9 protein-coding genes are annotated in these 12,415 nt (G+C 73.2%); all 9 read left to right on the top strand.

Annotation, left to right across the window (positions count from 1 at the left end; genetic code table 11):
- Positions 1 to 25 precede the first annotated feature (25 nt).
- The 9 genes from GQS09_RS08410 to GQS09_RS08370 all read left to right on the top strand — a co-directional run bounded on the left by GQS09_RS08410 (position 26) and on the right by GQS09_RS08370 (position 12,414).
- Entirely contained in the window at positions 26 to 643 is a 618-nt protein-coding gene (locus GQS09_RS08410; RefSeq protein WP_165985372.1) for an RNA polymerase sigma factor, read from the top strand.
- Positions 644 to 1,134: 491 nt separating this feature from the next.
- Positions 1,135 to 2,718, top strand: a complete 1,584-nt coding sequence (locus GQS09_RS08405; RefSeq protein WP_165985371.1) for a methylmalonyl-CoA mutase — start codon at positions 1,135 to 1,137, stop codon at positions 2,716 to 2,718.
- Positions 2,719 to 2,979: 261 nt separating this feature from the next.
- The gene (locus GQS09_RS08400) at positions 2,980 to 4,422 is read left to right on the top strand and encodes a DUF6716 putative glycosyltransferase (RefSeq protein ID WP_165985370.1); all 1,443 of its coding nucleotides are present in this window, start codon (positions 2,980 to 2,982) and stop codon (positions 4,420 to 4,422) included.
- 61 nt (positions 4,423 to 4,483) lie between these two features.
- Positions 4,484 to 5,716, top strand: coding sequence for an acylneuraminate cytidylyltransferase (locus tag GQS09_RS08395; protein ID WP_165985369.1), 1,233 nt, complete (start codon positions 4,484 to 4,486; stop codon positions 5,714 to 5,716).
- Entirely contained in the window at positions 5,713 to 6,657 is a 945-nt protein-coding gene (locus GQS09_RS08390) for an N-acetylneuraminate synthase family protein (protein WP_165985368.1), read from the top strand. The genes GQS09_RS08395 and GQS09_RS08390 overlap by 4 nt, the downstream gene beginning before the upstream one ends.
- 26 nt (positions 6,658 to 6,683) lie before the next feature.
- The gene (locus GQS09_RS08385; protein WP_243761226.1) at positions 6,684 to 7,835 is read left to right on the top strand and encodes a hypothetical protein; all 1,152 of its coding nucleotides are present in this window, start codon (positions 6,684 to 6,686) and stop codon (positions 7,833 to 7,835) included.
- Positions 7,836 to 8,055: 220 nt separating this feature from the next.
- Positions 8,056 to 9,393 (top strand): amidohydrolase, encoded by a 1,338-nt coding sequence (locus tag GQS09_RS08380; protein ID WP_313896049.1) that lies wholly within the window; start codon positions 8,056 to 8,058, stop codon positions 9,391 to 9,393.
- A gap of 195 nt (positions 9,394 to 9,588) precedes the next feature.
- Positions 9,589 to 10,620 carry a BMP family protein gene (locus GQS09_RS08375; protein WP_165985367.1) on the top strand — a complete coding sequence of 344 codons (1,032 nt, stop codon included), beginning with the start codon at positions 9,589 to 9,591 and terminating at the stop codon, positions 10,618 to 10,620.
- A gap of 159 nt (positions 10,621 to 10,779) precedes the next feature.
- On the top strand, positions 10,780 to 12,414 hold the full coding sequence (locus GQS09_RS08370) for an ABC transporter ATP-binding protein (protein ID WP_165985385.1): 1,635 nt from the start codon (positions 10,780 to 10,782) through the stop codon (positions 12,412 to 12,414).
- Position 12,415 lies beyond the last annotated feature (1 nt).

Raw genomic sequence — 12,415 nt, 5'->3', positions numbered from 1 at the left:
ACACCGTGAAGAGGGGCGGGTTCGAGTGCAGGGGGCAGACAGCGAGCTCAGCGACGCCGTACTCGCGGCGCAGCGGGGCGACGAGACGGCCTTCGGCCGGGTCTTCCGGGCTCTCCATCCACGGCTGCTGGGCTACGTCCGGACCATAGTCGCCGGACCGGACGCCGAGGACGTCACGGCCGAGGCATGGCTGCACATATCGCGGGATCTGGGGCGCTTCCACGGCGACGCCGACCGGTTCCGCGGCTGGACCACCAGGATCGCCCGCAACCGGGCCCTGGACCATCTGCGCGCGCACGGCCGCAGACCGGTGGAACTGGCGGACGACACGGCCTTCGCGGAGCTGCCGGCCGCCGCGGACACCGCCGAGGAGGCACTGGCCGCGGTGGCCACCGACCGCGCGGTGGCGCTGGTCGGCACCCTGCCCCGGGAGCAGGCCGGTGCGGTGATGCTGCGCACCATGATGGGGCTGGACGCCAAGCAGGCGGGCGTGCTGCTGGGCTGCCGCCCGGGCGCGGTGCGCACCGCCGCGCACCGCGGGCTGCGGCGGCTGGCCAAGGTGCTGGCGGAGACGCCGGAGGCCACCTCCGGGCCGGCCCTGCCGGGGGCCCGGGTCCCGCAGATGTCCTCCCGCCACCGCTGACCGGCCCGTCTGCCGGGCGCCCGCGCGGGGCGGCCGGGCCCGTCCGTCCTCGCAGGCCGGCTTGCACGGCACTCGCGGGGCACTCGCGGGGTGCTCCGCCGTCCCGCACGGCGGTGTGCCGGGCGATTCGCCGGTGGTAACGGTTTCGGAGCGGGGAACGCTGTAGATAACAGGCCGACTGGTCATCGGCCGTTCGGGTCCCCCGGGGTTCCCCCCGTGCCCGCGGGGCGCCCATGCGCGGGCGGGGCATTTCCCCCTTGTCCCGCCCGCGCCCTGTTTTTCCGGGGGCGTTGCCCCGATGGAGTCGTTCCGGGTGTTCCGGGAGTTTTCCGACGGGCGGGTGACCGCGGCGGGATGGGCCGTTCCATGGCGCTTTGCACCTGTGAGTTGTTCATGTGATGGAATTCCCAGCGGGAGCCTCTCGCACCCGCCGCAGACCCCTCGCTACAGTCCGTCGCTGAGGGTCCATCCACGGCGGGAGGGTATGAACCATGGCGCGAGAGTCCGAATCCGGCAAGCCCATCGAGCCGGTCTACGGCCCCGAGGCACTCAAGGACTGGGACCCGGCCGTACAGCTGGGCGAACCCGGCGCGTACCCCTACACCCGCGGCGTGTACCCCACGATGTACACCGGCCGCCCCTGGACCATGCGCCAGTACGCGGGCTTCGGCACGGCGGTGGAGTCCAACGCCCGCTACAAGCAGCTCATCGCCAACGGCACCACGGGCCTGTCGGTCGCCTTCGACCTGCCCACCCAGATGGGCCACGACTCGGACGCCCCGCTGGCGCACGGCGAGGTCGGCAAGGTCGGCGTGGCCATCGACTCGGTGGACGACATGCGGGTGCTCTTCGACGGCATCCCGCTGGACCGGGTCTCCACCTCGATGACCATCAACGCCCCGGCCGCGCTGCTGCTGCTCCTCTACCAGCTCGTCGCCGAGGAGCAGGGGGTGTCCCCGGACAAGCTGGCCGGCACCATCCAGAACGACGTGCTCAAGGAGTACATCGCGCGCGGCACCTACATCTTCCCGCCCAAGCCCTCGCTGCGCCTGGTCGCCGACATCTTCCAGTACTGCCGGGCCGAGATCCCCAAGTGGAACACCATTTCGATCTCCGGCTACCACATGGCCGAGGCCGGTGCCACTCCCGCCCAGGAGATCGCCTTCACCCTGGCGAACGGCATCGCATACGTGCGGACCGCGATCTCCGCCGGGATGGACGTGGACGATTTCGCGCCCCGCCTCTCCTTCTTCTTCGTGGCCCGCACCACCTTCCTGGAGGAGGTGGCCAAGTTCCGGGCCGCCCGCCGGATCTGGGCGCGGGTGATGAAGGAGGAATTCGGTGCGAAGAACCCCAAGTCGATGATGCTGCGTTTCCACACCCAGACCGCGGGCGTGCAGCTCACCGCGCAGCAGCCGGAGGTCAATCTGGTCCGGGTCGCCGTGCAGGGCCTGGCCGCGGTGCTCGGCGGCACCCAGTCGCTGCACACCAACTCCTACGACGAGGCCATCGCGCTGCCCACCGAGAAGGCCGCCCGGCTGGCGCTGCGCACCCAGCAGGTGCTGGCCTACGAGACCGATGTCACCGCCACCGTGGACCCGTTCGCCGGCTCCTATGTGGTGGAGTCCATGACGGACGACGTGGAGGCCGCCGCGGTGGAGCTGATGCGCCAGATCGAGGACCGGGGCGGGGCCGTGGAGGCCATCGAGCAGGGCTTCCAGAAGTCCGAGATCGAGCGCAGCGCCTACCGGGTGGCCCAGCAGACCGACTCCGGCGAGCGGGTGGTGGTCGGCGTCAACCGCTTCCAGCTGGACGAGGAGGAGCCCTACGAGCCGCTGCGGGTGGACCCGGCCATCGAGGCGCAGCAGGCAGAGCGGCTGCAGAAGCTGCGCGCCGGGCGTGACCAGGCGGCGGTGGACGCGGCCCTGGCCGAGCTGCGCGCGGCGGCGGAGGGCAGCACCGAGAACGTGCTCTACCCGATGCGCAAGGCGCTCAAGGCCCGCGCCACCGTGGGCGAGGTGTGCAATCTGCTCCGCGAGGTGTGGGGGGCCTATGTGCCCTCCGAGACCTTCTGAGCCGCCGGTCCGCCGGCCGTTCCCGTTGCGTTCCTTCCCGCCGGCACCGGTGCCGGCGGGAAGGAACGCAACGACCGGTGCCGGAGTGCCGTGAATGACGGCAGGTGAACTCCGTTCATTCTTTTCCCCGCCTAAACATGACGGGAGCATAAACCGAGGCGTGCACCTGGTGGGACACCCGCTCCCACATGGCCGGTTGGGCGGCTCTTTGCCTGCTGTTCACGTGCATTTGCGGGGAAGTTGACCCGGCGCGCCCCGGGAATGCCTAGTTTCGCTGATGTGTCCGTAACCTCTCCCGCTCCGCGGCGCGTGGCCGTGCTGGCGGATTCCGACACCCGGTGGAAGTGGGGGGCGCTCACCGCGCGCCGCCTCGCTCCCGGAGCGGAACTCCACGGCTATCTGCTCCGCGGCCGAGCCACGCCCTCCCCCCGCCAGCTCGCCGAGACCGGGGTGAGCGCCGCCGCGCTGCGCGAGACCAGCCTGGCCGGCCTGGTGGAGGAGCTGGCCCGGGAGGACGAGCCCGGGCGGGGCACCGACCTGCTGCTGCTGGCCTGCGTGGGCCACACCGTGCAGGCCGCCCTGCACGCCCTGGCGCGCCGCTGGCCGTCCGCCGCGCACCGGCCGGTGGTGGCCACCGGCTATGTGGGTGTGGTCTACGAAAAGCTGGTCCAGGGCCTGCTGCTGCGCCACGGCGCCGACCTGGTCCTCGCCAACAGCCCCTTCGACGCCGCGCGTTTCCGCGAGGTGTACAGCGGGGTGGGCGCCGAGACCGGCACGGTCACGCCCTGCGCCCTGCCGTTCCTCGGCGGCCCGCGCCACGACCCCGGGGCCGTCCGGCGCGGCGAGCGCCCGTACCGGGTGGTCTTCGCCGTGCAGCCCTCGGTGCCGGACACCCGCCGGGAGCGCGCCTATCTGCTGGACCGGGCGGTGGCCCACGCGCGGCGCCACCCCGACCGGGAAGTGCTGCTCAAGCTGCGCAGCAAGCCCGGCGAGCACACCACCCACATCGACGAGGTGCCCTACCAGCGGCTGGCCGGCCGGCTGCCCAAGGAGAGCCTGCCGGGCAACTTCCGCCTCGTCTACGGCCGCATGGACGAGGTGCTGGACACCACCGACCTGCTGGTCACGGTCAGCTCCACGGCCGCGCTGGAGGCGCTGTGCCGCGGCATCCCCACCGCCGTCCTCACCGACCTGGGCATCCGGGAACCGCTGGGCAATCACTACTACGCCGGCTCCGGCTGCTACGCCTCCTGGGACGAGCTCGACGACGGCCGTCTGCCGGTGCCCGACCCCCGCTGGCTGACCGACCAGGGCGTCTCCCCGGACCCCGAGGGCGGGCGGCAGGGCGAGAACCCCGGGAACCCCGGGAACCCCGAGGACGCCGAGGACGCCGTCGACCGCGCGTTCGCGGTGGCCCGGGCCCGGCTGGAGGCGCTGACCGTACGCGCCCGGCACGACGGGCTGCCGCCGCTCGCCCCCTACTACACCGCGCGCACCGCCCCCGGCTATCTGCCCGGCCTGCTGGCCCGGCACGGCCTGGACCCCAAGGGCGAGCCGCTGCCCGGCTACCGCGACCCGGAGACGGCCGCGGGGCGCGGCATGCGGGCCGCCACCCGCCGCCTGGTGCACCGTGCCGCGCGCGGCGCCTACCGCGCCGGGGTGCAGCGCGTCGCCCCGGCCGTCCGCCGCTGGGGCCGGATGTGAACCCCGTGGCCCCGCACCCCCGCCGCATACCCGTACGCCGCATGGAACCGAGGACGAGACGATGACCACACAGGTGCTGGCCGTGATCCCCGCCCGCGGGGGGTCCAAGGGCGTGCCGGGCAAGAACCTCGCCACGGTCGGGGGCGTGCCGCTGGTCGCCCGTGCGGTCCGGGCCTGCCGGGCGGCCCGGCTGGTGACCGCCGTGGTCGTCTCCACCGACGATCCCGGCATCGCGGACGCCGCCCGCGCGGCCGGCGCCGAGGTGGTCGAGCGCCCGGCGGACATCGCCGGCGACACCGCCACCAGCGAGGCCGCGGTGCTGCACGCCATGGACGGCTGGGAGCAGCGGCACGGCACCGCCGCCGACGTGGTGCTGCTGGTGCAGTGCACCAGCCCGTTCCTCACCGCCGAGGAGATCGACGGGGTGGCCCGCGCGGTCCGGGACGGCGCCGACACCGCGCTCACCGTGGCCCCGTTCCACGGCTTCGTCTGGCGGGAGAACACCGGCCCGGACGGCGACGCCGGTGGCGTCAACCACGACAAGAGCCACCGCCCGCGCCGCCAGGACCGTCCCCGCGACCTGCTGGAGACCGGCGCCGCGTACGCCATGCGGGCCCCCGGCTTCCGCGACCGGCGCCACCGGTTCTTCGGCCGCACCGAGCTGGTGCCCACCGACCCGGCCCGGGTGCTGGAGATCGACGACCCGCACGACCTGGCCCGGGCCCGCGCCCTGGCCCCGCTGTTCGACGGCGACGACGCCCACGCGGCGGCAGAGGCCGGCGCCGCACCGCCGCCGGGCTCGGGCATCCGCCCGACCCGCGAGGACATCGACGCGGTGGTGCTCGACTTCGACGGCACCCAGACCGACGACCGGGTGCTGATCGACTCCGAGGGACGGGAGCTGGTCGCCGTGCACCGCGGCGACGGCCTGGGCATCGCGGCGCTGCGCCGGGCCGGGCTGCCGCTGCTCATCCTGTCCACCGAGGAGAACCCGGTCGTCGCCGCCCGGGCGCGCAAGCTGCGCATCCCGGTACTGCACGGCATCGACCGCAAGGACCTCGCCCTCAAGCAGTGGTGCGAGGAGCGGGCCATAGCCCCGGAGCGCGTGCTCTACGCCGGAAACGACGTCAACGACCTGCCCTGTTTTCACCTGGTCGGCTGGCCCGTTGCGGTGGCCGGCGCCCATGACGTCGTCCGCGCCGCGGCGCGCGCCGTCACCGCCGCCCCGGGTGGGGCCGGCGCGATCCGCGAGATCGCCTCGTGGATTCTCGGAAAGGAACTCATCGCATCATGACCCCTGTCAGCGCCCCCCGACTGCGCACCTTCGGCGACCGGGTGGTCGGCCCCGGCCGTCCCGTCTACATCACCGGCGAGATCGGCATCAACCACAACGGCGATCTGGAGAACGCCCTCGCGCTGATCGACGCCGCCGTGGACGCGGGCTGTGACGCCGTGAAGTTCCAGAAGCGCACGCCCGAGATCTGCACCCCGCGCGACCAGTGGGACATCGAGCGGGACACCCCCTGGGGCCGGATGACCTACATCGACTACCGGCACCGGGTGGAGTTCGGCGAGGAGGAGTACCGCGCCATCGACGAGTACTGCCGCCGCAAGGGCATCCACTGGTTCGCCTCGCCCTGGGACACCGAGGCCGTGGCGTTCCTGGAGCAGTTCGACATCCCGGCGCACAAGGTGGCCTCCGCCTCGCTCACCGACGACGAGCTGCTGCGCGCGCTGCGCGCCACCGGCCGCACCGTGATCCTGTCCACCGGCATGTCCACCCCGCAGCAGATCCGGCACGCGGTGGAGGTGCTGGGCAGCGAGAACATCCTGCTCTGCCACGCCACCAGCACCTACCCGGCCAAGGCCGCCGAGCTGAACCTGCGGGTCATCAACACCCTGCAGGCCGAGTACCCCAACGTGCCGATCGGCTACTCCGGCCACGAGACCGGCCTGCAGACCACGCTGGCCGCGGTCGCGCTGGGCGCGGTCTTCGTGGAGCGGCACATCACCCTGGACCGCGCCATGTGGGGCTCGGACCAGGCCGCTTCGGTGGAGCCGCAGGGCCTGACCCGGCTGGTCCGCGACATCCGGATCATCGAGGAGTCCCTGGGCGACGGCGTGAAGAAGGTCTACGACAGCGAGCTTGCCCCGATGAAGAAGCTGCGCCGGGTCAAGGGCGTCGTGGCCGAGCAGCAGGAGTCCGCGGCCGGCACCGAGCCGGCGATGGTCTGACGCACCGTGACCCCGGGGGACCCCACATGACCCGACCCGATCCCGTCCCCGGCCCCGGCGGCGGCCCGGAAGGCCCGGCGGCCGGCACGCCCGCCGGGGGAGCCGGCGCGGCGTCCCCCGGGCCGGGGGAGCGGCGGTCCGGTGAGGGCGGCCGGCTGGCGCTGGTGGAGAGCCCGGTGCAGTTGCTCAATGTGCTGGAGTGGGCCCGGGGACGCGGGGAGGCCGGGCTGCGCGTGGTGGTGCTGCCGCCGCGCGACGCCGGTGCCCGGGACCAGCTGCGCCGGATGGCGGGGCTGGCCCGGGAGGCCGGTCACCGGGTGCTCTGGCGGGAGGTCCGCACGCCCGGCGCGGGCGTCCGCACCCTGCCGGGTCTGGCCGCCCGGCTGCGCCGGGCGCGGGTGCTGCTGGTCGGCGACCCCTTCTCCCGCTGGATACAGACGCTGCTCGCGCTGTCCCGGCCGCGGGAGGTGGTGGTTGTCGACGACGGCACCGCCACCATGGAGTTCGCCGCGCAACTGGCCCGCGGTGAACGGCTGGTGCGCTGGCACCGCAAGCCGTCGCGCGGGCCGCGCGCCGCGCTGTTCGCCCCCGTGGCCCGGCGCGCCGTCACCCGGCTGCGGCCGCGCCCCGGCCGCCGCTCCGTGGAGCTGTTCAGCGCCATGCCGGTCGAGGTCCCGGACGGCATGAGCGTCATGGCCAACGACTTCCGCTGGACGCGGGAGCGCTTCGGCCCGCCGGCCCTCGCTCCCGGGGCCGACCTGGTCGGCACCTCACTGGTGGAGACGGGTGTGGTCCGGGAGGACGACTACCTGGCCGCGGTCCGTGCCCTGGCCGGGCGCTACGGCGTCACCCGCTACTTCGCGCACCGCCGGGAGGGCGCGGACAAGCTGCGGCGGGTGGCGGCGGAGGCCGGACTGGAGATCGTCCGGCCCGAGCTGCCGCTGGAGCTGGTGGCCCGGCGCGGCCCGGTCGCCGCCCATGTGCTCAGCTTCCCCTCCACCGTGGTGCACACGCTGCCGCTGGTGCTGGCCGACACGCCGGTGAAGGTTACTGTCTGTGAGGTGGACGAGGCCTGGCTGACCGAGCGCGCCTCGCCGCGCGCCGGCGGTTTCCTGGCCTCCGTCACCCGCACCGCAAGCGGTGTGCACGGTCTGGCCACCCTGCCCGGCGCGCCCTGAGCCGCGGCAACCGCGCCCGGGATCGGGGAAGTTGGCTGCCCGTATCAATGAGTGTGACAGGAGTGGCCTGCGTCTCATTCTGTGGACTCAAGGGAAGTCCTAGTCCTTACCCCGTACTCTGACGGAGTATGCGCGGAGCTATCAACAACATGTCGTCCTCGCGGGTGAAGTTCTCATGATCGCGGGGAACTTGGGGCCCTCCGAGGTTACGCTCGGTCAGGTGAGCCACATGCTGTCGCGGGATGCCGTAGCCGTACCGCCCACCGGGGGGCGGTCCACCGCGGTGCCCCACGACGGAGCGGCCGGTCTGATCACCGACTCCGCGCCCGAGGACCCCCTTCCCGGGAGCGGCCACCGCCCGGCCGCCCTGATCGACGACGCGCTCGCCGCCGAGCTCATCGCCTTCCGGCGCGACATGCACATGCACCCGGAGCTGGCCAACCAGGAGGTCCGGGCCACCGCCGCGGTCAAGGCGCGGCTGGAGAAGGCCGGCCTGGCGCCCCGGGTGCTGGCCAGCGGCACCGGGCTGATCTGCGACATCCTGCCCTCCGGCCGCCCCGGCGAGTGGGCCGGCGGCCGCCCCATGCTGGCCCTGCGCGGCGACATGGACGCGCTGCCCGTCCCCGACACCAAGACCGTCCCCTACCGCTCCACGGTGCCCGGCCGCGCCCACGCCTGCGGGCACGACGTGCACACCGCCGTGGTGCTCGGGGCCGGCCTGGCGCTGGCCCGGCTGGCCCGCGGCGGCCTGCTGCCGCACCCGGTGCGGCTGATCTTCCAGCCCGCCGAGGAGGTCATGCCCGGCGGCGCGCACTCGGCCATCGACAGCGGTGCCCTGGAGGGCGTGGAGCGGATCGTCGCGGTGCACTGCGACCCCCGGCTGGACGCCGGCCGGATCGGGCTGCGCACCGGCGCGATCACCTCCGCCGCCGACATGATCACCGTCGTGCTGTCCGGGCCCGGCGGCCACACCGCCCGCCCGCATCTGACCACCGACCTGGTCACCGCCGCCGCCCGGCTCGCGGTGGACGTGCCCGCGCTGGTGCAGCGCCGGGCCGACACCCGCTGGGGGGTCAACCTCACCTGGGGCCGGCTGCAGACCGGCCACGCCGCCAACGTCATCCCGCAGAGCGCGGAGCTGGCCGGCACGATCCGGTGCCTGGAGCTGGCCGGGTGGCGCGCGGCACCCGATCTGGTGCACACCGCGGTGGACGAGGTGGCCGCCGTGTACCGGGCCAAGTCCGAGCTCCGTTACGTGCGCGGTGTCCCGCCGGTGGTGAACGACGCCGGCGCGGTGGAGCTGCTGCGCTCCGCCATGACCGAGCGGTTCGGGGAGCAGGCCGTGACCGGCACCGAGCAGAGCCTGGGCGGCGAGGACTTCTCCTGGTATCTGGAGCGGGTGCCCGGTGCCATGGCCCGTCTCGGGGTGCGCACCCCCGGCCGCACCGGCCGGGACCTGGACATCCACCAGGGGGATTTCGACGTGGACGAGCGTGCCGTCGCGGTCGGCGCGGAGTTCCTGGCCGCCGCCGCCCTGCGGGACGCCGCAGCCCGCTGACCGGGCCGTACGGCGTCCGCAAGGGCCGGCCGGCCCTGCGCCGGTCACCGTCCGGGGCACCGTCGTGTTGCGTGCGCATTGCGATCACGACGAATTGATAACGGGTGCCTTCCCTCCCGCATCGCGGGATCTACGCGCGTTACTATTCCGCGAAAGCAGCGCCGAACGAGGCGCTTCGAGCGAAGGGAACGTCTCTTGCGCCGCGTATCCAAGCTTGCAGCATCGGTGGCCGCCACCGTCGCGCTCGCGCTGTCCGCCGCCGCGTGCGGCGAGAGCTCGACGGAGTCGGAGGGGGAGAAGGGTCCCGCCATCGCCTTCGACGTGGGCGGCCGCGACGACCAGTCCTTCAACGAGTCGGCCGCCCGCGGCGGTGACAAGGCCGAGGAGGAGCTGGGCGTCGAGGTCTTCTACCAGACCGCCCGCGAGGGCGAGACCGACGCCGACCGGGAGCAGCGCCTCACCGAGATGGCCGCGGCCGGCTACGACCCGGTGATCGGCGTCGGCTTCCTCTACGGCACCGCCGTGGAGCGGGCCGCCGAGCAGTACCCGGACACCACCTTCGGCATCGTGGACTCCGTGGTGGAGGCGGACAACGTCTACAGCATGGTCTTCGCCGAGCACGAGGCGTCCTACCTGGCCGGTGTGGCCGCGGCGCTGAAGACCCAGTCCAATGTGGTCGGCTTCATCGGCGGTGAGAACAACCCGCTGATCCAGAAGTTCGAGGCCGGCTTCGCGCAGGGCGTGACCGACACCAACCCGGACGCCGAGGTGCTGGTCGAGTACCTCTACGAGAACAGCGGCACCGGTGCGGGCTTCGCCGACCCGGCCAAGGCCAAGGAGAAGGCGGACGGCATGATCGTCCGCGACGCCGACGTGATCTACACCGCGGCGGGCGCCTCCGGCAACGGCTCCATCGAGGAGGTCGCCAAGCACGAGGGCGTCTGGGCCATCGGCGTCGACTCCGACCAGTACCAGCAGGAGGGCCTGGCGGAGTGGCAGGACCACATCCTGACCTCCGCGGTCAAGGCGGTGGATGTCGCGGTCTACGACCTGATCAAGAGCGTGGAGGAGGGTGACCCGCTGACCGGCGTGGGCGAGTACGGCCTGGCCGAGGACGGCGTCTACCTGGCCACCTCCGGCGGCTTCATCGACGACATCAAGGGCGAGATCGACACCGCCAGGGAAGCCATCATCAGCGGCGAGATCGAGGTCAGCCAGACCCCCTGACCCGCCGCGGTCAGGAACGGGAACGGCACCCGGGCCCGGCGCGGAGGCGAGCCTCCCCGCCGGGCCGCTCTTCGGAAGACTACGCGCGTAGCATCGGCCGGGACGCGATAGCGTCGGCGTCCGACCAGGCCCTGCTCCTTCGCCCCAGGAGAGTGCGTCATCTCTGCCTCATCACCAGCCGCCTCCTCCGCCGGGACAGGCAACGGCTCGCCGGCTGTCGAGCTGCGCGGCATCACGAAACGTTTCCCCGGCGTGGTGGCCAACCGCGACATCGACATCACCGTCCGGCGCGGCACCGTGCACGCCCTGATCGGTGAGAACGGTGCCGGGAAGTCCACCCTGATGAAGATCCTCTACGGCATGCAGAAGCCGGACGAGGGCACCATCTCCCTCGACGGCGAACCCGTCACCCTGCACTCGCCCGCCGACGCCATCGCGCGCGGCATCGGCATGGTGCACCAGCACTTCATGCTCGCCGACAACCTCACCGTGCAGGAGAACATCGTTCTCGGCGCGGAGAAGCTGCACGGCATCGGTGCCGCCGCCCGCCGCCGCATCCAGGAGATCTCCGACGCCTACGGCCTCGGGGTGCGCCCGGACGTGCTGGTGGAGGAGATCGGCGTGGCCGACCGCCAGCGGGTGGAGATCCTCAAGGTCCTCTACCGCGGTGCCCGCACCCTGATCCTGGACGAGCCCACCGCCGTCCTGGTGCCGCAGGAGGTGGACGCCCTCTTCGCCAACCTGCGCGAGCTCAAGGCCGAGGGTCTGACCGTCATCTTCATCTCCCACAAGCTGGGCGAGGTGCTGGCCGTCGCCGACGAGATCACCGTGATCCGGCGCGGCACCACGGTCGCCTCGGTGGAGCCGGCCGCGACCACCCCCAAGCAGCTCGCCGAGCTGATGGTGGGCACCGAGCTGCCGGTGCCGGAGACCCGCGAGTCCACCGTGACCGACACCCCGGTGCTGGAGGTCTCCGGGCTGCACCTGTCCGGCACCGACGCGGAGGGCGTGGTCCGCGAGGTGCTGTCCGACATCACCTTCACCATCCACCGCGGCGAGGTGCTGGGCATCGCCGGCGTGGAGGGCAACGGCCAGTCCGAGCTGGTCGAGGCCGTGATGGGCATGCGGAGGCCGGACGGCGGCGTGATCCGGCTGGAGGGCGACGACGTCTCCCAGGCGTCCACCCGCAAGCGCCGCGAGGCCGGGGTCGGCTACATTCCCGAGGACCGGCACCGGCACGGCCTGCTGCTGGGCGCCCCGCTGTGGGAGAACCGCATGCTCGGCCATGTCACCCAGCGCCCCAACAGCAACGGTCCCTGGCTGACCGGCGCCGACGCCCGCAAGGACACCGAGCGGATCGTGGAGGAGTACGACGTGCGCACCCCGGGGGTGGACGTCACCGCGGCCAGCCTGTCCGGCGGCAACCAGCAGAAGCTGATCGTCGGGCGGGAGATGAGCCACCGGCCGCGGGTGCTGGTCGCCGCCCACCCCACCCGGGGCGTGGACGTCGGCGCCCAGGCCCAGATCTGGGACCAGATCCGCGAGGCCCGGCGCGAGGGCATGGCCGTGCTGCTGATCTCCGCCGACCTCGACGAGCTGATCGGGCTCTCCGACACCCTGCGGGTGATGTACCGGGGCCGGCTGGTGGCCAGCGCCGACCCGGCCGCCATCACCCCGGAGGAGCTGGGCACCGCCATGACCGGTGCCGCCGGCGGAGAGCTGCACCAGGGCGGGCGCGGCACCGGTGACGACGGTGCGGCCGGCGAGTCCGGCGCCCGGGGAAGTGAGGAGTAAT

Source organism: Streptomyces sp. YIM 98790 (genome assembly GCF_011421595.1).
Classification (GTDB): domain Bacteria; phylum Actinomycetota; class Actinomycetes; order Streptomycetales; family Streptomycetaceae; genus Streptomyces.
This window is presented reverse-complemented; position numbering and strand designations above follow the sequence as displayed.

Bases quoted from the DNA above. Each gene is read 5' to 3' on its own strand.
- GQS09_RS08405 (WP_165985371.1), top strand. From the start codon at position 1,135: ATGGCGCGAGAGTCCGAATCCGGCAAGCCCATCGAGCCGGTCTACGGC.
- GQS09_RS08400 (WP_165985370.1), top strand. From the start codon at position 2,980: ATGCCTAGTTTCGCTGATGTGTCCGTAACCTCTCCCGCTCCGCGGCGC.
- GQS09_RS08395 (WP_165985369.1), top strand. From the start codon at position 4,484: ATGACCACACAGGTGCTGGCCGTGATCCCCGCCCGCGGGGGGTCCAAG.
- GQS09_RS08390 (WP_165985368.1), top strand. From the start codon at position 5,713: ATGACCCCTGTCAGCGCCCCCCGACTGCGCACCTTCGGCGACCGGGTG.
- GQS09_RS08385 (WP_243761226.1), top strand. From the start codon at position 6,684: ATGACCCGACCCGATCCCGTCCCCGGCCCCGGCGGCGGCCCGGAAGGC.